The sequence below is a fragment of the Nocardia sp. NPDC056541 genome (genome assembly GCF_042794235.1).
Classification (GTDB): domain Bacteria; phylum Actinomycetota; class Actinomycetes; order Mycobacteriales; family Mycobacteriaceae; genus Nocardia.
The window spans coordinates 1-19,658 of record NZ_JBHTUD010000037.1 but is presented as its reverse complement, the minus strand read 5'-3'; the positions used below and the strand labels follow the sequence as shown (position 1 = coordinate 19,658).

At 66.8% G+C, this 19,658-nt stretch carries 20 protein-coding genes and 3 tRNA genes; 14 read left to right on the top strand and 9 right to left on the bottom strand.

The features are described 5' to 3' along the window. Positions 1-9 precede the first annotated feature (9 nt). Together ACFQ9R_RS33960 and xerC are read left to right on the top strand one after the other, a co-directional pair. Positions 10-183, top strand: a complete 174-nt coding sequence (locus tag ACFQ9R_RS33960; protein WP_156677618.1) for a helix-turn-helix domain-containing protein — start codon at positions 10-12, stop codon at positions 181-183. Further along, positions 183-1,346, top strand: a complete 1,164-nt coding sequence (gene xerC / locus ACFQ9R_RS33955; protein WP_378996826.1) for a tyrosine recombinase XerC — start codon at positions 183-185, stop codon at positions 1,344-1,346. Before ACFQ9R_RS33960 ends, xerC begins: the two co-directional genes overlap by 1 nt. 98 nt (positions 1,347-1,444) lie before the next feature. Here the strand turns inward: xerC and ACFQ9R_RS33950 are convergent. From ACFQ9R_RS33950 to ACFQ9R_RS33940, 3 genes are all read right to left on the bottom strand, one after another. Beyond that, positions 1,445-1,517, bottom strand: a tRNA-Arg gene (locus ACFQ9R_RS33950). Positions 1,518-1,557: 40 nt separating this feature from the next. Further along, positions 1,558-1,647 (bottom strand) — tRNA-Ser (locus ACFQ9R_RS33945). Positions 1,648-1,740: 93 nt separating this feature from the next. Next, positions 1,741-2,457: a dienelactone hydrolase family protein gene (locus ACFQ9R_RS33940; protein WP_378996824.1), complete on the bottom strand. Its 717-nt coding sequence runs from the start codon at positions 2,455-2,457 to the stop codon at positions 1,741-1,743. Between the two features lie 89 nt (positions 2,458-2,546). On the opposite strand from ACFQ9R_RS33940, the gene hisC reads away from it, so the two are divergent. The 4 genes from hisC to ACFQ9R_RS33920 all read left to right on the top strand — a co-directional run bounded on the left by hisC (position 2,547) and on the right by ACFQ9R_RS33920 (position 6,505). Further along, the gene (hisC, locus tag ACFQ9R_RS33935) at positions 2,547-3,623 is read left to right on the top strand and encodes a histidinol-phosphate transaminase (protein ID WP_378996822.1); all 1,077 of its coding nucleotides are present in this window, start codon (positions 2,547-2,549) and stop codon (positions 3,621-3,623) included. 276 nt (positions 3,624-3,899) lie between these two features. Beyond that, positions 3,900-5,012, top strand: coding sequence for a nitric oxide synthase oxygenase (locus ACFQ9R_RS33930; RefSeq protein WP_378996820.1), 1,113 nt, complete (start codon positions 3,900-3,902; stop codon positions 5,010-5,012). 170 nt (positions 5,013-5,182) lie between these two features. Beyond that, positions 5,183-5,980: a DUF2382 domain-containing protein gene (locus ACFQ9R_RS33925; protein WP_378996818.1), complete on the top strand. Its 798-nt coding sequence runs from the start codon at positions 5,183-5,185 to the stop codon at positions 5,978-5,980. 156 nt (positions 5,981-6,136) lie between these two features. Continuing rightward, positions 6,137-6,505 carry a nuclear transport factor 2 family protein gene (locus tag ACFQ9R_RS33920; RefSeq protein WP_378996816.1) on the top strand — a complete coding sequence of 123 codons (369 nt, stop codon included), beginning with the start codon at positions 6,137-6,139 and terminating at the stop codon, positions 6,503-6,505. Here the strand turns inward: ACFQ9R_RS33920 and ACFQ9R_RS33915 are convergent, their stop codons facing one another. Further along, positions 6,506-7,360, bottom strand: coding sequence for an NAD(P)H-binding protein (locus tag ACFQ9R_RS33915; RefSeq protein WP_378996813.1), 855 nt, complete (start codon positions 7,358-7,360; stop codon positions 6,506-6,508). Between the two features lie 62 nt (positions 7,361-7,422). Here ACFQ9R_RS33915 and ACFQ9R_RS33910 point away from each other — a divergent pair, with 62 nt between their 5' ends. Then, positions 7,423-7,839 (top strand): winged helix-turn-helix transcriptional regulator, encoded by a 417-nt coding sequence (locus ACFQ9R_RS33910; RefSeq protein ID WP_378996810.1) that lies wholly within the window; start codon positions 7,423-7,425, stop codon positions 7,837-7,839. Between the two features lie 12 nt (positions 7,840-7,851). Here the strand turns inward: ACFQ9R_RS33910 and ACFQ9R_RS33905 are convergent. Then, positions 7,852-7,939, bottom strand: a tRNA-Ser gene (locus ACFQ9R_RS33905). 144 nt (positions 7,940-8,083) lie between these two features. Between ACFQ9R_RS33905 and ACFQ9R_RS33900 the strand changes: the two genes are divergently transcribed. Continuing rightward, a complete protein-coding gene (locus ACFQ9R_RS33900) occupies positions 8,084-9,067 on the top strand; it encodes an NAD(P)H-quinone oxidoreductase (protein WP_378996807.1) in 984 nt (327 codons plus the stop codon). Between the two features lie 6 nt (positions 9,068-9,073). Here the strand turns inward: ACFQ9R_RS33900 and ACFQ9R_RS33895 are convergent, their stop codons facing one another. Beyond that, the gene (locus ACFQ9R_RS33895; RefSeq protein ID WP_358185869.1) at positions 9,074-10,276 is read right to left on the bottom strand and encodes a cysteine desulfurase-like protein; all 1,203 of its coding nucleotides are present in this window, start codon (positions 10,274-10,276) and stop codon (positions 9,074-9,076) included. A gap of 86 nt (positions 10,277-10,362) precedes the next feature. Between ACFQ9R_RS33895 and ACFQ9R_RS33890 the strand changes: the two genes are divergently transcribed. The 6 genes from ACFQ9R_RS33890 (at position 10,363) to rsgA (ending at position 15,950) form a co-directional block, all read left to right on the top strand. Beyond that, a complete protein-coding gene (locus tag ACFQ9R_RS33890) occupies positions 10,363-10,941 on the top strand; it encodes a bacterial proteasome activator family protein (RefSeq protein WP_328658496.1) in 579 nt (192 codons plus the stop codon). A gap of 311 nt (positions 10,942-11,252) precedes the next feature. Further along, positions 11,253-12,080 (top strand): ABC transporter permease, encoded by an 828-nt coding sequence (locus tag ACFQ9R_RS33885; protein ID WP_378996838.1) that lies wholly within the window; start codon positions 11,253-11,255, stop codon positions 12,078-12,080. 12 nt (positions 12,081-12,092) lie between these two features. Then, positions 12,093-12,935 carry an ABC transporter ATP-binding protein gene (locus ACFQ9R_RS33880; protein ID WP_378996804.1) on the top strand — a complete coding sequence of 281 codons (843 nt, stop codon included), beginning with the start codon at positions 12,093-12,095 and terminating at the stop codon, positions 12,933-12,935. Continuing rightward, positions 12,932-14,020, top strand: coding sequence for a glycosyltransferase (locus ACFQ9R_RS33875; RefSeq protein ID WP_378996802.1), 1,089 nt, complete (start codon positions 12,932-12,934; stop codon positions 14,018-14,020). The genes ACFQ9R_RS33880 and ACFQ9R_RS33875 overlap by 4 nt, the downstream gene beginning before the upstream one ends. A gap of 64 nt (positions 14,021-14,084) precedes the next feature. Further along, positions 14,085-14,621 carry a hypothetical protein gene (locus tag ACFQ9R_RS33870; RefSeq protein WP_378996799.1) on the top strand — a complete coding sequence of 179 codons (537 nt, stop codon included), beginning with the start codon at positions 14,085-14,087 and terminating at the stop codon, positions 14,619-14,621. A 297-nt stretch (positions 14,622-14,918) separates the two neighbouring features. After that, positions 14,919-15,950, top strand: a complete 1,032-nt coding sequence (rsgA, locus tag ACFQ9R_RS33865; protein WP_378996797.1) for a ribosome small subunit-dependent GTPase A — start codon at positions 14,919-14,921, stop codon at positions 15,948-15,950. A gap of 76 nt (positions 15,951-16,026) precedes the next feature. Here the strand turns inward: rsgA and ACFQ9R_RS33860 are convergent, their stop codons facing one another. The 3 genes from ACFQ9R_RS33860 to ACFQ9R_RS33850 all read right to left on the bottom strand — a co-directional run bounded on the left by ACFQ9R_RS33860 (position 16,027) and on the right by ACFQ9R_RS33850 (position 19,501). Beyond that, positions 16,027-16,941 carry a GNAT family N-acetyltransferase gene (locus ACFQ9R_RS33860; protein WP_378996795.1) on the bottom strand — a complete coding sequence of 305 codons (915 nt, stop codon included), beginning with the start codon at positions 16,939-16,941 and terminating at the stop codon, positions 16,027-16,029. A gap of 3 nt (positions 16,942-16,944) precedes the next feature. After that, a complete protein-coding gene (locus ACFQ9R_RS33855) occupies positions 16,945-18,843 on the bottom strand; it encodes a glycosyltransferase (RefSeq protein WP_378996792.1) in 1,899 nt (632 codons plus the stop codon). 109 nt (positions 18,844-18,952) lie between these two features. Further along, complete coding sequence (locus ACFQ9R_RS33850; RefSeq protein WP_378996790.1) at positions 18,953-19,501, bottom strand: GtrA family protein; 549 nt, start codon at positions 19,499-19,501, stop codon at positions 18,953-18,955. Positions 19,502-19,658 lie beyond the last annotated feature (157 nt).

Sequence of the window (19,658 nt, the reverse complement as noted above, 5' to 3'; positions counted from 1 at the left end):
GAACCCGTCATGTCCAAGCTTCTCAACGAGGCCGAGGTGCGCAAGCTGATCCCGATCGGGCACAGCAAGTACTACGAGCTGATCGGCACCGGTGCTCTGCGCTCAGTCAAGATCGGCCGTCGTCGGCTCGTCTCTGAGCAGGCAGTCGCCGACTACATCGCAGAACTCGACCGGGCTGCCTGATGCCACGCCAGCGGATGGCTCCCGGCGAGTGGGGCAAGATCACCGTCAAACAGACCGGCCCCGGCCAGTTCACCGCTCACACTTACGTGCGCGATGAGGACGGCGAGCGTCGGCAGGTGGAACGCAGCGGTGCCAGCGAGGAGGCCGCACGGCGTAATTTGCTGCGGCACTTGAAGACACGGACCTCCCCGGTCGCGGAGGCCGTGGTAACCGATCGCACTACGCTGGCCGAGTTGTTCCCGATCTGGCTTGCGACCAAGACCAAGCTCAAGCCGCAGTCGCGCGAGCTATACGAGCAGTCATGGAACCGGCACGGGCGCAAGCAACTTGGCGCTCTGCGTGTCCGGGAGCTGCCCACCAGTCGGGCCGAGAGGCACCTTGGCAAGCTCGCTGCCCGCTCGGAATCGAATGCCAAGACATTCCGGGTGGTGCTGATCGGCATGTTCGCTCTGGCGGTGCGCTACGACGTTCTGACGGTGAACCCGATCCGGGAGACCAGCCGGACGGGCGGCAAACAGTCTGGTGCCCGTGCCCTCACCCCTGACGAGTTCGCGAGGGTCCGGGAAGCGGTCCATGCCTACCGTGACCGTGAGAAGAGTTTCGGGCCTCGACCCGGCCGGAACCTTCCCGAGTTCGTTGACGTGCTGGTCTCGACTGGCTGGCGACCGAATGAGGTGCTGTCGCTGCGGTGGCGCGAGGTCAACTTGAAGGCCGACCCGCCAACGGTCACGACTACCGGGACCATGATCGACCACGGCAAGGTGAAGGGGCAGGCGCTCCACCGCCAGGACACCCGAAAAGGGGATGCACCGGACCACACGGTGATCCTGCCCAAGCTCGCTGTAGCAGCCCTGAAATCGCTGTACTCAAAGGATGCCGATCCCGACGGCCCAGTGTTCGCCAACCGCAATGGCGAGTGGATGAGCTTGGCGAACATGCGCCGGTCTCTGCGGGCCGCGTTGCCCAAGGATTTGAAGTGGGTCACCCCGCGCAGCTTCCGCCCGACCGTGGCGACGGTGGTCCGTGACGACCTCGGCCCGGCTCAAGCACAAGCCCAGTTGTCGCATGCCAAGCTCGATACAACCGAGCGGCACTACCTCGAACGGCGGACAGTCGGACCGGACGCGAGAAAGGCCCTCGACCAGTTCGCGCAGGGAAAGTAGTGGATCGTTTGTAGGGGGAAAGTAGCGGATCTGGCAAGATCTCCCCGAAACGTAGAACCGCCCCTCACCAGTAAGTCCTGGTGAGGGGCGGTTCTTTGTGCGCCCGAAGGGATTCGAACCCCTAACCTCTTGATCCGTAGTCAAGTGCTCTATCCGTTGAGCTACGGGCGCATGGTGGTGCATCTTCAGTTGTTACCCAGCAAGCTGGGTGTGGCGGAGGCGAGAGGATTTGAACCTCCGGTCCCCGTGAAGGGACAACTCATTAGCAGTGAGTCCCATTCGGCCGCTCTGGCACGCCTCCTGGAGCCTTCTCTTTCGAGGGCACCGGTCCTTGTCGAACCGCCGGGAATGAAGATTACACGAGCAGTGGTAGTAGTCCAAAACGCCTGGTCAATCAGCGTAAGTTGCTGTCGAACCAGTCGTAGATACGAGTCTGGGAGTCGATGCGAATGGCGGTGGCCGCCTCGTCTTCGGGATCGGATCGGTCGACACGGTGACTCAGGCCCGGATAAGTGATTGTGAGACTGGCCACATCCGCCTTCGCGGTGGCCTCGCGGAGGCGGTCGACCGCCTCGGGTGGGGTGGCCGGGTCGTCCGCGCCGAAGATCCCGAGCCAAGGGGCCTGGAGGTCGGCGGCGATGTCGATCAGGGCCGCGTTCTGGTCGGGAAGCGGTTCGGAGATGCCGGGGGCGGCCACGCTCACCGCGGCGCCGATCGGGCGGGTGGCGGCGACGAGGAAGGCCGCGGTGCCCGCGCTGTCGAAGCCTAGAACGCCGATCGTGTCAGGGAAGACTCCGCGGCCGGTGAGCCAGTCGAAACCGGCGTCGAAGTCGTCGAAGAGTTCGTCACCGAACACCTCGTGTCGCTGCGCGTCGGCGATGCGGTCGAACAGATGCGGCGCGACGACGATCCAGCCCTCGAACGACAGCGCCCGCATCAGATCGAGTAGCTGGGGGGAGAATTCCCGGGATTCGTGCAGGACAACGATGCCACCGCGGGCCACCCGTTCGGGCTCCACCACGGTGATCGGCACGGCAGTGCGCCGCGCGACGGCGGCCGTGTCGGCATCCACCGGCCGCAGGGGGGCGACGTCGTCGTAAGTGCCCGGCATAAACCCAGCGTAGGCGGCAGAACTGCACTTGGGTAGGTCTGGACGGCCGTGCCGCATGTCGCGGCGGCCGATCATCGTAGGGTGGAGGCGTGACCGCGCACATCCGCCCCGACCTCGCCACCATCCCGGCCTACGTTCCCGGCCGTAACCACCCGGATGCGGTGAAGCTCGCGTCCAACGAGACGACCTTCGGTCCGTTGCCGAGCGCGGCCAAGGCGATCGCGGAGTCCGCCGAGCTGGCCAACCGCTATCCGGACAATCAGGTCAGCGAGCTGCGGGCGGCGCTCGCCGAGTTCCTCGAGGTCACCGTGGCGAATGTCGCGGTCGGCTGCGGCAGCGTGGCGCTGTGCCAGGAACTCGTGCAGATCACCTGCGACGCCCCCGCCGACGAGGTGGTGTTCGCGTGGCGTTCGTTCGAGGCGTACCCGATCGTCACGCAGGTGGGCAACGCGACCGCGGTGCGGGTACCGCTGACCGAGGATCACCTGCACGATCTGGACGCGATGGCCGACGCGGTCACCGAGCGCACCAAGCTGATCTTCGTGTGCAACCCGAACAACCCCAGCGGCACCGCGCACGGGCGCGCCGAGCTGGAGCGGTTCCTCGACCGGGTGCCCGCGCACGTTCTCGTCGTGCTCGACGAGGCCTACTACGAGTACCTGCGGCTGACGCCCGAGACCCGCCCCGACGGCGTCGAGATCGGCCGTACCCGGCCGAATGTGGTTGTGCTGCGCACATTCTCGAAGGCCTACGGTCTGGCCGGGCTGCGCGTCGGCTACGCGGTGGGCGATCCCGAGGTGATCGCAGCGCTGCTGAAGGTCCACATTCCGTTCAGCGTGAACCGGATCGCGCAGGCGGCCGCGATCGCCTCGTTGCAGGCGCGTGGCGAACTGCTCGATCGCACCGATGTGCTGGTGGCGCAACGGCATCAGCTGCGCGAGGCGCTACTGGCCGCGGGCTACGAGGTGCCGCCGAGCGAGGCCAATTTCGTCTGGTTGCCGTTGCGCGAGCGCAGTATCGAGTTCGCCGAGGCGAGTGCCCTTGCGGGCGTACTGGTTCGGCCGTTCGCCGGTGACGGTGTGCGGGTGACGGTCGGCGATCCGCACGAGAACGAACAGTTCCTCAGCTTCGCCACCGCACCCGAAACGGCGGCCCGATTCCGTTAGTCCGGCGCACGGTCAGCAACCCTTGACGCGGGTTGCCGTGGGATTACCCCGAATTCGAGCACACCGCCAGCACACCGGTCGTAGGCTTGCCGAAGCTGATTTCGGGTCGACCGATCACCCGGTCGGCGCGCCACCGGTCGAGTGAATGTGTTCTCGGCGGGCAATCTTCCCGCGTCGGAGGGTGCACCCGCACGGCCCCGCACCCTGCTGCCCGACCGGAGATATACCGTGAATCAAGGCTCTCGCCCTGCCGTCTGCGAAAAATCAACCCCCACAGTGACTTTGGCGTCCGATGTCGATGTCGCCGTGCCGCCGCCGATCGAGCTGGATCGTCGCCTGCGCGACTGCGACGAGTTCTTCCGCTACCCCGAACTCGGGCACCTGCCCACCCAGCGTCGCCTCGGCGCGCTCGCCGAATTGCGCGATACCGGGACGTATACCCAGACCGCCGAGGAGATCTTGATCGGCGCGAAACTGGCGTGGCGCAACCACGCTCGCTGTGTCGGCCGCAAACATTGGCGATCACTGAAGCTACTCGACGCCCGCCGAGTTACTTCCGCACGGGAACTTTCCGAGGTGTGCTGGCAACATCTGCGCCTGGCCACCAACGGCGGCGCGATTCAGTCGATGATCACGGTCGGCCCGGCGGCCGAACCCGGCGGCGGCGAGTACCGGATCGAGAGCTCGCAGCTGATCCGCTATGCCGGCTACCGCAACGGCGACGGCACCGTCACCGGTGATCCGGCCAATATCGCGGCCACCGAACAGGCGCTGGAGCTGGGCTGGCGCGGGGCGCGCACGCCGTTCGACGTGCTGCCGGTGCTGATCACCACGCCCACCGAGGACGTGCAGTATTTCGACGTTCCGCGCGAATTGGTCCGCGAGGTCGACCTGATCCACCCCGACTACCCGTGGTTCGCCGCACTCGGCCTGAAATGGCACGCGCTGCCCGCCGTTTCGAACATGGATCTGGAGGTGGGCGGTGTTTGCTACCCCTTCGCTCCCTTCAACGGCTGGTACGTCGGCACCGAGATCGGCGCGCGCAACCTCAGCGACACCGATCGCTACAACATGCTGCCGCTGATCGCCGACATGATGGGTCTCGACACCTCGTCGGTGCGGACGCTGTGGCGGGACAAGGCGCTGATCGAGCTCAATCATGCTGTGCTGCACAGCTTTCGCACATCCGGCGTGCACATGGTCGACCACCACACCGTGGCCAAGCAGTTCTGCGATCACGTCCAGCGCGAGGAAGCCGCCGGGCGCGCGTGCCCGACCGACTGGAGTTGGGTCAATCCGCCCATCTCGTCCGGGCTGACGCCCACCTTCCACCGCTACTACGACGCGCCCGACCTGGACGTTCGACCGAATTTCGTCCGCCGAGACTGAGCGACGGCAGGCTGTTTGACTCGTGACCGACCGGGTATTTGCTGTGACGTAGCCGAATCCGGTCGTGCCGGACGCTACGCCCGATTGATCATCCAACAACCCCCAGCGGAGCCGGCGAACGAGCCCAACATGTCCGCGACCGGCCTCCGTACCAGGTAGGAGGGATCATCATGAGCAAATCGACCCTGGAATCGCTGATCGGCACCACCGCCTACGACGAACGCGGCGACAAGATCGGCAAGGTCAAGCAGATCTACCTCGACAACCAGTCCGGAGCGCCCACCTGGGTTGCCGTCTCGACCGGCTTCTTCAGCCACGACTCGCTGGTTCCGCTGGCCGGCGCCGAACATCTGCCCGACGACGACTCGCTCCGACTGCACGTGAACAAGGAGCTGGTGAAATCGGCGCCATACCACGACGGGTCCCGGATCAGCGCACAATCGGAACAGGAACTGTTCGAGCACTACCACGTCGATCCACGGGCTTCGGGCTGGAATGCCGAAGGGCGCCCGCGGATTCGACCCGAAGACGACCTGCCGATGACCCATGGCAACCCGCCGCGGACCGTGACCGGCCAGTCCGACACCGCTCGCTACGGTGACGACTCGATGGTGCGCTCGGAAGAGCAGTTGCGCATCGACACCGAGAGCGAAGAGGTCGGCACCGCACGGTTGCACAAGTCGGTGGTCACCGAGGAGCAGACGTTCAAGGTGCCCGTGACGCACGAGGAAGTGCACGTCGAACGCGAGCCGATCACCGACCGCACGGGGCGCACGACCATCGGCGAGGAGGACCGCGAGGTCACCCTGCACGCCGACCAGGTGCACGTCGAGAAGGAAGCCGTCCCGGTGGAGCGTGTACGGCTGGCGGTCGACGAGATCGACGACGAGAAAACGGTCTCCGAAACGGTCCGCAAGGAACGCGTGGAAGCCGAAGGGATCGACGACCGCCGCCGTCAGGAACCCTGACTCCGCGCGTCGACATCCCGCTCGGCCGAACCGGCCACCCACCCGGTGGGTGGCCGGTTCTCGACGGGTTACGCGCGGTCGACGGCGAGCGTAGGGTTCTCGATACGGGCCGAATCGCCCTGGTCCGGCTCGTTTCGACGAGCGAGGGAGCCCCCGATGAGCACCGCATCCAGTTCGGGATTCGATGCCGACGCACTGCGCCGCGGAATCGAAAGCCGTGATGCCGCAACACTGCTGACGCTCTACAGCGACGATGCCGAGATCCGCATGGTCGACCACCGCGACCAACCGAGTCACCCCCGGGTGATGCACGGTCGCTCGGCGATCAGCGCGATGTTCGACGACGTGTGCTCCAGGGAGATGACCCACTCCCTCGACAGCGTCTTGATCGACGGCGACCACATCGCCTTCGTGGAATCGTGCCGATATCCGGACGGCACGCGCGTCCTCGCCCACTCGATGGCGAACCTGCGCGACGGTCGCATAATCGATCAGACGTCGATCCAGGCGTGGGACGAGGAGTAGTCAGCGGAAATCGGCGACATGGTCGGCTGCCCATCGGCGATAGTCGCGGGCCGGTGACCCGGTGACGTCGTGCACGGTGGAGGTCACCGAGCCCGGTGTGCCGACGAGTCCGGCGAGTCCGTTCAGCACCACGCGCGCGATGTCGGGCGGGAGCCAATCCATGTGCGCCACTGCGTCTTCGGGGCTGATTTCCTCCCAGACCAACGTGCGGCCGAGTGCGGCGCCGATCGCTTCGACCTGGTCGATTCGGCTCAGCGCGGCCGGGCCGGTCAGGTGGTACTTCGCCCCGGCGTGGCCGTCGGTGGTCAGTGCGCGCACGGCGACCGCGGCGATATCCGCCTCGTGCAGCAGGGGCATCGTGGCGGCGCCGTACGCGCCGCGCACGACGTCGCCCGCGCGAATCTGAGGTGCCCATTCGACAGTGTTGGTAGCGAAACCACCGGGCCGCAGGAAGGTCCATTCCAGTGACGACTCGGTGATCGGCTGCTCGATGAGGGCGTGTGCCCGGCCGATCGGGTGGTCCTGCTCATCCAGTTCGTCGCGGACCGAGGCGGAGGAGAGCAGGACGATGCGGCGCGCGTGTGCGGCGATGCGGGCAACGACCCGCTCCGCGATCTCCGCCGACAACATCGGCCAGGTCAGGTAGACCGCGTCGATGCCGTCAAGGGCACTGTCCAAGGTCTCCGGGACTGTCAGGTCGCCCTGCACCACCTCGATACCCGAAGGCAGCGACGCCGCGCGCGGGTCGCGCGCCGATGCCCGCACCCGCGTTCCGCCCGCGGCGAGCTGCGCCGCCACCTGACCGCCGACATGACCGGTCGCCCCGATCACCAGAACCCTGCTGATATCCGCCATGGGCCAACCGTAGGAAGGGGACTTTCCATTGGAAAGGGCATACCGATAGGTAAGCTCATGGCATGGCGGTAGGAGTCCCGGACAGCGACCGGCCCACACTCGGTCAACGTGACGTATTCGACAAAGAGTGTCCGGCCCACGCCATCCTCGGCAAAGTCACCAGTCGCTGGGGCGTCCTGATCCTGGCCGCGCTACTCGACGGCTCCATGCGCTACCACGTCCTGCGTGACCGAATCGGCAGCATCAGCGAGAAGATGCTGTCGCAGAACCTGCGCACCTTCACCGACTACGGCCTGGTCGAGCGCACCGTCGAACCCACTGTGCCCCCACAGGTTTCCTACGCCCTGACCCCGATCGGCCACGAGGCAGCCGAAAAGCTCCACGGCCTGCTGGAATGGGTGAGCACCCGAGCCGAGGAAATCGAAACCTTCCGAACGGGTGGACCCGTGCCAGGACCGAAGCTCCTCGACCGATCCTGACCTGCGGGCCTTTGGCGGAGACGGAGGGATTTGAACCCCCGATGGTGTTACCCATGCTCGCTTTCAAGGCGAGTGCATTCGGCCGCTCTGCCACGTCTCCCTGGGAAGGATGGTAGCCGACCTGATCCGGCCTTCCGCAAGTCCGGGCGGACCCGGGCCGGGTTGTCTCGCGCCGGCGAGAACTGTCGGCGACATCGGCGCGGGGTTCTGGCTAGCGGCGGGGCGTGGGGAGAGGATTGGTGTCATGTACGCGATTGAGCTGAACGGGTTCGGTGGGCCGGAGGTCATGGAGTGGACCGTGACGATCGATCCGGAGCCGGGGCCCGGTGAAGTGTTGGTGGAAGTTGTTGCGGCGGGAGTCAATCGGGCCGATGTGATGCAGCGGAAGGGGTTCTATCCGCCGCCCGCGGATGCGAGTTCGATCCTCGGGTTGGAGTGTTCGGGGACGATCACGCGGTTGGGGGCGGGGGTGACGGACTGGCAGGTCGGGGATCGGGTGTGCGCGTTGCTCGCCGGAGGTGGGTACGCCCAGTTCGTGGCGGTGCCCGCGACGCAGCTGTTGCCGATTCCGGAGGGGATGGACGCGGTCGCGGCCGCGGGGTTGCCGGAGGTGGCGGCGACCGTGTGGTCGAACCTGGTGATGACGGCGGGGCTGCGATCGGGGCAGCTGGTGTTGATCCACGGCGGCGGTGGCGGGATCGGGACGCACGCGATCCAGGTGGCGCGCGGGCTCGGAGCGCGGGTCGCGGTGACGGCCGGCTCGGACGCGAAGCTGACCAAGTGCGCCGAGCTGGGGGCGGAGATCTTGATCAACTACCGGACCGGCGACTTCGTCGCAGCGGTCGCGGATCAGGGCGGGGCCGACGTGATTCTCGACAACATGGGTGCGAAGTACCTGGAACGAAACGTGGAGGCGCTCGCACCCTATGGGCAGCTGGTGGTGATCGGAATGCAAGGGGGCGTCAGCGGAACGCTGAATATCGCCGCACTGCTGCGTAAGTGGGGCACCGTGGCGGCGACCAACGTGCGCGGCCGTCCACGATCGGGGCCGGGGAGCAAGGCCGAGATCATCGCGGCGGTCCGCGCACAACTGTGGCCGCAGGTGGCCGCAGGCGAGATCGTGCCGGTGATCTCCACCGAGCTGCCGATCACCGAAGCCGCCCGCGCGCACGAACTGCTCGACGACTCGCAGACCTTCGGCAAGGTGATCCTGCGGGTTCGCGACTAGCGCACGCTATTCGAGGGCGCTGAGGGCACGGCCGAGCTGGTCGATCTCGTAGCGGGTCGTATAGGGCGCGAGCCCGATCGTCACCGCACCGCCCTCATCGTTCACACCCAGCGCGTCGAGTAGTCGGCTGCCGCCGTGCACACCGCTGACCGTCCCGATCCTGGCATCGGCCAGCTTGGCCGCCACCTTCTCCGCCTGCATTCCGGCCATCGTGAAACTGACCGTCGGGATGCGGGTGGAGGCCCGGCCGATCACGGTGAGGTTGTCGACCTTCTCCAGCACCTGCATGAGGTGATCGAAGAGCTGGTCGTGATAGTCCTGCAGCGAGGTGATCGACATCTCGAGGCGTTCGCGGCGGGTGCCCGTGGCGCGCTCGTCGAGCCCGGCGAGGAAGTCGATCGACTCGGTGAGCCCGGCCAGCAGCGCGTACTGATGCCCGCCCACTTCGAGGCGTTCAGCACCCTTGGCATAGGGGTTGAGCGACATCGAGGGGATGCGATCGAGGAACGCCGGGTCGCGGAAAACCAGTGCGCCCACCTGCGGTCCGCCCCACGACGGCGCGCTCAGCGCGACGACGTCGGCATTGAGTTCGTCGATGTCGATCAGCGCGTACGGCGCCGCGCCGAACGCGTCGGCCACCAGCAGTCCGCCCACGTCGTGGACCCGATCGGCGGCCACCCGGACACCGGGCGCCGACCCGACGATCGGAGACGCGGCGGTGAGCGCCACCAAGCGCGCGGTCGGCCCGATCAGCTCCTCGAACTGCCACGACGGCATCTCGCAGGTCTCGATCTCCACCTCGGCCCAGCGCACGTGCGCGCCGTAGCGGTTGGCGATGCGCAGCCACGGGGCGACGTTGGCCTCGTCGTCCAAACGGGAGAGCACGATGCCGGTGCCGAGACCGAGGCGTGAGCTCAGCGATTCGGCCAGCCAGGCCAGCAGAACCGCACGATCGGGACCGAGGACGACGCCGGCCGGATCTCCACCGACCAGATCGGCGACAGCTTCCCGTGCGGCGTCGAGGATCGCGCCGCTGCGCGATGCCGCACCGTGGCGGCCGATGTGGGAAAACGAAGAGGTGCGGAAACCCGTTGAGACGGCACGAGATACCGAATCGGGAACCAGCATCCCCGCCTGCGGGTCCAGATGGATCCAGCCGTCGCCCAGGGACGGTATCAGGCCCCGAACCCTCGCGACGTCATAAGTCATGGTGGCCACTTTAAGGGCAGGGGGCCTCCCGGGGTAACCGCGTGGGGGTTTTAGCGCGAACCCGGCGCACACGCAATGATGGGGATATGACGCACTCGGAGGATGTCCCCGAATCCATCGTCGTGATCGGTCCCGACGGCCGTCCACTGACCGTGCCCGCCGACGCCGACAACGCGTCCGCGTTCACCGCTCAGGTCGTGCCGGACGACGAGAAGGCCGCGAGCGAGTCGGCGGAGTCGCTGACAGACATGGTCGAGCAGCCCGCCAAGGTGATGCGCATCGGCACGATGATCAAGCAGCTCCTCGAGGAGGTTCGCGCCGCACCGCTGGACGACGCCAGCCGCTCGCGCCTCAAGGAGATCCACAAGTCCTCGGTGCGTGAGCTCGAACAGGGCCTCGCCCCGGAACTGCGCGAGGAACTCGAACGCCTCACTCTCCCGTTCACCGACGACTCGGTGCCCTCGGACGCGGAACTGCGCATCGCTCAGGCTCAGCTCGTCGGCTGGCTGGAGGGCTTGTTCCACGGCATCCAGACCGCGCTGTTCGCCCAGCAGATGGCCGCCCGCGCTCAGCTGGAGCAGATGCGCCAGGGTGCGCTTCCGCCCGGAATGCACGCGGCGGACGCCAAGGCAGGCGGCCATGTGGGCGGCGGCCAGTACCTGTGAACCCCCCGAGTCTCTTGTTCGCGGCCCGCCTCGATCTGGACTGAGTGGCGGGTGCGACGAAGGAGTACCCGGAGGGAGGCGAGATCGAGGCCCCTCGGGGCCGCGACACCCGGCGCCAGCCGGAAAACAACACTGTAAGGTCGGGGACCGTGCCCGCCGCTGCCGCCCGTCCTGAATCGGTCTCCGATGAGGGTGACGTGCGTACCGAAGAGAGCCCCGTGCATTCTGACGACATTCCCGCCGACGCGGCGCTAGCCGAAGTCGCCGCTGCCGAGCACACCACCGATGCGCCGCTGCTGGTGAAGACGCCGATGGTGTCGGATTCGCAGACCTTCGGGCGTGCTTTCAAGGACATGCGCGACGGACTACACCAGCGCGAGCTGTGGTTGTCGCTGGGCTGGCAGGACATCAAGCAGCGCTACCGCCGGTCGGTGCTCGGTCCGTTCTGGATCACCATCGCGACCGGTTTGCAGGCGCTGGCGATGGGTCTGCTGTACTCGACGCTGCTGGACCAGCCGATCAGTGAGTACCTGCCGTATGTGACCGTCGGCCTGATCGTGTGGAACGTCATCCAAGCCTCGATTCTCGAGGGCTCCGATGTGTTCATCGCCAACGAGGGACTGATCAAACAGTTGCCCTCGGCGCTGAGTGTGCACGTGTATCGCCTGGTGTGGCGGCAGTTCCTGTTCTTCATCCACAACGCCGCGATCTACGCGCTGCTGGTGGTGGCGTTCTCGATCTGGCGTGATCTGGATCTGTCGTTCCTGCTGGTGTTCCCCGCGATCCTGCTGCTGTTCCTCAACGCCATGTGGGTGACGATCGTCTTCGGCATCTTCTCCACCCGCTACCGCGATATCGCCCCGATCCTGGGCTCGATGACGCTGATGCTGTTCGTGCTGACGCCGGTGATGTGGTCGACGAAGGCGCTGGAGAACTCGGTCGGCGGGGCGGGCGATCGCGCCAAGCTCCTCGAGATCATCCCCACCTATCACTACCTGGAGATCGTGCGCGCTCCCCTGCTCGGTGAGCCCTCGCAGTGGCATCACTGGGCGATCGTCGGTGCGATCACCGTCGTCGGCTGGGCTGTCGCGATCCTGGCGCTCAAGCAGTACCGTGCCCGCGTCCCGTACTGGGTTTAGGAGCAGTTCTCGATGAGCCGTGTGAGTATCGAAACCCATGAGGCGTGGGTCGAGTTCCCGATCTTCGACGCCAAGTCGCGGTCGCTGAAGAAGGCGTTCCTCGGCAAGGCGGGCGGCGCGATCGGGCGCAACAGCTCCGATGTGGTGGTGGTCGAGGCGCTGCGCGACATCAACCTCTCGCTCAAAGAAGGCGACCGGGTGGGCCTGGTCGGCCACAACGGCGCGGGCAAGTCGACGCTGCTGCGCCTGCTCTCGGGCATCTACGAACCCTCGCGCGGCAGTGCGCGCATCCGCGGCCGGGTAGCGCCGGTGTTCGACCTCGGGGTCGGCATGGACCCGGAGATCTCCGGCTACGAGAACATCATCATCCGCGGCCTGTTCCTCGGGCAGACGCGCAAGCAGATGATGGCCAAGATCGACGAGATCGCCGACTTCACCGAGCTCGGTGAGTACCTGTCGATGCCGCTGCGCACCTACTCCACCGGTATGCGGGTGCGGCTGGCGATGGGTGTGGTCACCTCGATCGACCCCGAGATCCTGCTGCTCGACGAGGGCATCGGCGCGGTCGACGCGGAGTTCATGAAGAAGGCCCGCACGCGGCTGCAGTCGCTGGTCGCGCGGTCGGGCATCCTGGTGTTCGCCAGCCACTCCAACGAATTCCTCGCACAGCTCTGCGATACCGCGATGTGGATCGACCACGGTCAGATCCGCGAACAGGGCGGGATCGAGGACGTTGTGCGAGCGTATGAAGGGCCCGAGGCGGGTAATCACGTGGCACAGGTGTTGCGTGATCTGGAAACCGAGGGCGCACTCGGCGCGGCGGGCGAGAAGAAGCTGGAGCAGAATCAGGTATGAGCGGTCAACGTGACGAGGCTGCCCCGGCTGCCGTGCCGGGTGGGTTCAGCATGACCGACCGTCTCGAGGCGACGCCGGCACCCGTCGAGCCCGCCGCCGTGCTGCCCGGCGACGCGCTGCCCGCGGTGGTGCTGCCCGACGACGCGGAACTGCCCCCCGGTGCCGAACCCGCCGACATCACGACCGAGACCGGCCCGACCGCGCGGATCATCGCGGTGGTCGTCACGCACAAGCGTCGCGAACTGCTCGCCGAGTCGTTGAAAGTGCTCGCCTCGCAGACGCGTCCGGTGGACCATCTGATCGTCGTCGACAACGCCAATGAGGACGCGGTGGCCGAGCTGGTCGCGCAGCAGCCGATCGAGGCGACCTACCTGGGTTCACGCCACAACCTCGGCGGCGCGGGCGGTTTCGCGCTCGGCATGCTGCACGCGCTCACCCAGGGCGCGGATTGGGTGTGGCTGGCCGATGACGACGGCCGCCCCGACGGGCCCGAAGTACTCGCGACCCTGATCGATTGCGCGCGCAGGCACAACCTGGTCGAGGTGTCGCCGGTGGTCTGCGACATCGACGAGCCGGACCGGCTCGCGTTCCCGCTGCGGCGCGGCGTGGTGTGGCGGCGGCTGCGTTCGGAGCTCGGCGACGAGGACTTCCTGCCCGGCATCGCGTCGCTGTTCAACGGCGCGCTGATCTCGGCGAAGGCCGTCGACCTGATCGGCGTGCCCGACCTGCGGCTGTTCGTGCGTGGCGACGAGGTGGAGGTGCATCGCCGCCTGGTCCGCTCCGGGCTGCCGTTCGGCACCTGCTTGCAGACCGCCTACCTGCATCCCAACGGCGCCGAGGAATTCAAGCCGATCCTGGGCGGGCGAATGCACACCCAGTACCCGGACGATCCGGTGAAGCGCTACTTCACCTACCGCAATCGCGGTTACCTGATGTCGCAGCCCGGTATGCGGAAGCTGTTGCCGCAGGAGTGGATCCGATTCTCCTGGTTCTTCCTGGTGACCCGCCGCGACCCGGCCGGCCTCAAGGAATGGTTCCGGCTGCGGTCGCTGGGCCGCAACGAGCACTTCGGTAAACCCGACTAGCCCCCGAAACTAGGGGGTAGTTCCCTCTGGCAACAATCTGCCGTTCGGTCATACGATGCGAACCGTGACCTTCGCAAAGAGTTTCGCATCCGCCGCGGCGACCGTGCTCGCCGGCGCCGCGCTCTGTCTCGCCGCCCCCGGCACCGCTCAGGCGGACGACCAGTGCCAGCTCGGCTGGTCCAATGTCGGCCCGCGCTCCTGCGTGATGAACGAAGTCAGGACCGCGCCGGTGGCCACCCTGGGCAACGGCGTCTGCGTCGGCCTCCTGAACGTGGCGGGTACCGCGTTCGACGGACCGCTCAATTCCCCGAGCGTGGCGCCCGGCGCCACCCACAGCATCGCCCTGCGCGTCTCGCAGGGCTTCTCCCCACTCGGCAACTGGGCGCCCACCGTGCTGGCATGCGATGTGAACGTTGTCGTCGACTGGAAGAACCTGGACAGCGGCGCCACCGGCTCGGTGACCCGCTTCATCCCGGCCACCAGCACCAGCACCTACCCGGTCCAGGACGTGATCGCGAACACCGGCCCCGGTCGAGTCCAGGTCACGGTCCGCACCGACAAGCCCAACATCCCCCAGTCGACCGAAGTATTCGTGCCGTAGCCCCGAACGCCTACCTGCGGGACCGCAGGCGTGCCGTCATCGGGCCGCGTAACAGCGCGAGTTCGCCCCTGTGACGACGGCGCGGGACCGCGCACGGAAAATGAGTTGCCGGGTGTCGGCGTGGTCGGGCACAGTGGTGTTCGAACGTTGGAGAGGAGGTGGATGTCCGTGAGTACACACGTGTGGATTGCCGTGGCCGGGCGGCGCGATTGTGCGCCTGCCCAGGTTGCTCCGGACATCACCTCTACTCGCTGAACCCGTCGTTCGGGTTCGGCACCCGACGAAGGATTCCTTACGATGGTCGACTACGACCTGCTCGTCCCTTACGGCTGGACCGAAGCCGTAGCTTCTGAATATCTGCCGCTGCTCGGCGATCTCGCACCCGCTCGCATCGTGCGGATGGACCGCAGCGAATGCGATGTGGTGACCCCGCACGGCCCGGCGCGAGCCGCCTGCCCGCGCGACATCACCGGACTGTGCACCGGCGACTGGGTCGGACTCGATGCCGAAGGCACTGTGCGGCAACTGCTCCCCCGGCGCTCGGCGATCATGCGATCGTCGGTGTCGGGGCGCTCGGTGGCCCAGGTGCTGGCCACCAATGTCGATACCGTGCTGATCTGCTCTGCCGCCGATGGTGACGTCGACCTGGGGCGGATCGAACGAATGCTCGCCCTCGCGTGGGAGAGCAATGCCCAGCCGGTCGTCGTGCTCACCAAAGCCGATGCGGCGGAATATCTTCCGCTCGACGAGGTGCGTGCGGTGGCGCCCGGCGCGACCGTGGTGGCGGTGAGTGCCGCCGCCGCGGTCGGTCTCGAGGTGCTCACCGCGGTGCTCAACGGCACCGTCGCCCTGATCGGGCCGTCCGGTGCGGGCAAGTCCACCCTCGCCAACGCACTGCTGGGCGCGGACGTGTTCGCCACCAACGCGGTTCGCGCGGTGGACGGCAAAGGCCGCCACACCACGGTGCACCGTGAGCTGCGGCCACTGCCCGGCGGCGGCACGCTCATCGACACCCCCGGCCTGCGCGGCATCGGGCTCTACGACGCCGCGGAAGGCATCGGCAAGACCTTCAGCGACATCGAATCCCTCGCTGCCGATTGCCGTTTCGCCGACTGTGTCCACGAGACCGAACCCGGCTGCGCGGTGCAGGCCGGACTAGCCGATGGCACCATCACCGAACGCAGGCTGACCAGCTATCGCAAACTCGCGAGAGAGAACGACTGGATGGCGGCCCGCACCGACAAACGCCTGGCCGCCGAACGCGAACGAGTCTGGCGCGACATCAGCAAACAGCAGCGGAGGAACTACCGCGAACGCGGCCGCCGCTGAGCCGGAGTAGTTGATCATCAGGCACTCACGCGAACACCGGCCGAGAGCCGAACTGCGTCAGTGCCTGATGATCTCGCTAATCCTGTTCGAAGGTGACGTGTGCGCGATGGGACACGGTGGCCTCGGCCAGATCGATGATGTAGTCGATGGTGCCCGAGTCGGAGCCGAAATGGTTGCCGGCGTAGTAGGAGTAATTCACCATGAGCCGGCCGTCGTCCGTGGCCACCGCGAGCGCGGGACGGTTCTCCGCTCGTGACCAGCTGTGGTCGATCTCCAGCCCGCCCACCGTGCGCAACTCGCTCCCTGACAGAGCCAGCGTCCAGCGGTTCTCCGGGCCGTGACCGAGATATTCCTCGACATAGATCGTCCGGAATCGCGCGGTGATCACCCGGCCGTCCGGCAGCAGGATGAACGGAACCTCGCCCTCGGCGTACAGGTGGCCGGGTTCGGGGTCGTCGTGGAGTTCGGTGTGCCACAGGTCGTCGAGTCGTGGTGCGGGCCAGCCTTTTTCCTCGGCCTCGGCACGCAGCGACGACCAGTGCCCGGCTCGAGCCCGCTCGTAGGCGAAGTTGATGACATGGGAGCCGATGTAGCGCTCCACGGTCGTGAACACATCCGGGTCGGCCTGGTTCGGCGCGCTCACCGTTACTTCCGCGGCGCTCGCTGCCTCGTGGACGCCGGCGAGCAGGGCCGCGCCGGCACCTGCGCCACGCGAGGACTCCGTGATCAGGAATTCCGAGATCCGTAGCTCACCCGCCGACCACTTGCTCGGCTGGAACAAGTCGTAAGTCGCGAAACCGATCGGTGTTTCGTCTTCGACGATCAGCAGTGGCGCCGGTCGCCAGGCGGAGTAGTCGTTGTTGGCTAGCCGCCGTGTGCGGCGCATGATGTCGGCCGGACGGTGCACCTCGAAATGCACGTGCAATTCGGCTTGCAGCCCGGCGGCCGCCTCCGCGTCAGCGGCGGAGGCGGCCCGGACGAAACGCGTCACGGGTCAGCTCGGGTCGATGCCGTACAGCCGCGCCCAGTTCTCCCGGCTCGTGAGTTCCGGTACGGCCCTGCGATATTCGGCCTGCAGTGCCGGGAGTTCCTTACGGAGCTTGCGCAAGGTGCGGTAGGCGCGGATGAGCAGTGCGCGAGCACGAGCCTTGTCCCGGCGACGTACCCGCACGCCGGACTGGGAAGCGTCGGTGACCACCACGTGCTCGAACAGGCCGATGTGCCACCAGTGCGCGTCCTCGCGGGTGACGCCGATCAGACCGGGCTGCGTGCGGCCGGTCCACTGGGTGATGGCGCGCTTGATCAGCACCAGGGTGACGCGGCTCGGTTCGCCGCTGGCCCGGCGAACCGAGATGTCGGCGGAGTTCACCGGCGGGGTGGCCGCGGGGTGCTTGATCGTCTCGGGGTAGTCGTTGCGGGTGCTGCGGGCGGCGGCCAGCGCGTCGATACCGCCGTCGCGCAACGCCTTCGGACCCTTCATGAAGTCCTCGATGCCCTGCAGCGTGGTGTGCACCAGCCCGTACTGCATGCCGACCAGGTGCTCGGCGATGTAGCGGAAGAACTCGCGCGTGATCGACTTGCCGTCGAGATCGGTGTGCAGGGCGCCGACGATGAGCGAGTTACGGGTGGAGAAGTACCGCGCCCAGTCGTCGTAGTCCTTCCAGTAGAAGTCGGCGTGCCAGACGGCGGCGTTGGGCAGCGTGACGGTGACGAAACCGTGCTCGCGCGCGCGGATGCCGTACTCGACGTCGTCCCACTGGAAGAAGATCGGCACCGGCAGCCCGATCTTCGACACCACCTCGGCCGGGATCAAACAGGTCCACCAGGCGTTGTAGCCCGCGTCGACCCGGCGCTCCTGGTTCTTCTTGAGCATGGAGGTGTTGCGCAGCGCCTTGGGCACCTTCTGGCCGTGCTTGAGCTCGTGCAGGTGCACCTCCTCCGCGCCGACATTGAGGTAGTCGGGGTTGAGCAGGAACAGCATCTGCGCGCCGACCAGGGTCGGTTCGACGGTGAGGTTGGCGAACGCCTGCAGGCGCAGCACGGTCTCGGGCTCGCAGAGGATGTCGTCGTCCATCAGGATGACGTCGGCGTGCTCGTTGGCCGCCGACACCTCGTAGAGGCCACGGGTGAAGCCGCCCGCGCCGCCGAGGTTGGGCTGGCGGATGTAGCGCAGTTTGTCACCGAAATCAGGACGGACCTGCTGGAACAGCGGGCGGTCCTCGACCAGGTCGGTGCCCTGGTCGACGACGTACACCGCGTCGATCGCGGCCAGCACGGTCGCGTCCGAGGCCAGCGCGGCGACGGTGTGCGCGCAGTCCTCGGCCCGGTTGAAGGTGCAGATCGCGATGGCGACCGGGCGCACCTTCTCGGGCGCCTGCGCGGTCCAGGCGAGTTCGGTGATGTCGAGTTCGCCCCCGACGGCGTCGAACTCGAGCCACAACGCGCCGCCGTCGACGTACTGATCCAGCGGTGCCGTCAGCGAGACGACCCCGCTGCTCGTTGCCACCAGCGAGGCGATGATCCGGCGGTGCCCGGCGATATCGGAGGCGACCAGCCGCACATTCGCTTTGTTGCCGACCACCAGATGCGCACCCACCGATACCTCGGTGACGGTGGTCCAGCGCTGCCAGTAGCTGGCGGCGAATCGGCCGAAGTAGGTGTTGGTGTGCGCGGTCGCGCCCTTGGGCAGGTGCAGCGAGTGCCGTTCGCGGACGGCGGCACCCCCCTTGACGACGGCGTAGAGGTCGTCGTTCACCCGCGCCGAGGGCCCGGTGAAGATGCCTCGGGCCAGCACCAGCCGCTCGGGCGCTGAGTGTTCACCGCGCAACGATGCGGGCGCGGCCTCGCGCCGATCGTTCGATTCGGTCACGGCTTTGGTAGCCGACTGCTCCATGAAGTCCTCGAAATTCTCGGTATCGACTGCGCCGGCGCAGGCAGTCACGTAAAGAAGGGCGTCGCGGCGGGCGGGGCGAGGATATCAATCACACGCCACCCGCGCGTTGTCAGTGAGGAGTTGCCGCACTCCGCGCGTGTTGCTCATCGCTTGCCGATGAGCCGGTGAAAACGAATTTGCTGTAGGCCCAATAGCGGAATACGACCGCCATCGTCTGCCCGACCACAGTGGCGGAAATGTTGTCCGCCAGCGGTGACGACAGGTCGAGCACATATCGGGAAAAGCCGAGGCAGCCGAGTTGCAGGAGGATCGCTACGACATTGACGATCGCGTACAGAACATATTCCCGAACAGGGCTGCCGGACTTGCGGTGCGAGTAGGTCCACCACTTGTTGCCGAAGTAGGTGACCACCGTCGCCACCACGATCGCGATGATCTTGGCGACCAGCGGCGAGTGATAGAGCACACCTTCGGAGAAGGAGAAACCCCCACCCCAGAACACCAAAAGGTTGTAGGTCCCCGCGTCGACCAGAAACCCGATCGCCCCGACAACAAGAAACGCCGCACCCTGCCGCAAACCCGCTATCACCTTCGACACGAGGGGAACAGCAGGGGGTTCAACTGATTGCGACACGCCATGACGGTAGCCAACCAGCACCCCGACCCCTAGGGAGGGTCGGCCACGCAGTGGCCGGTTCGCGGCCGGGTCGCCGGTTAGCCGCCGTTGCGTAGGCGACGGAGGAGCAAGCAACGGCGGCTAACCCGCGGCGCCAAGGGGGCCCCAACACGCCACCGCCAACGCCCCGAGAATACAC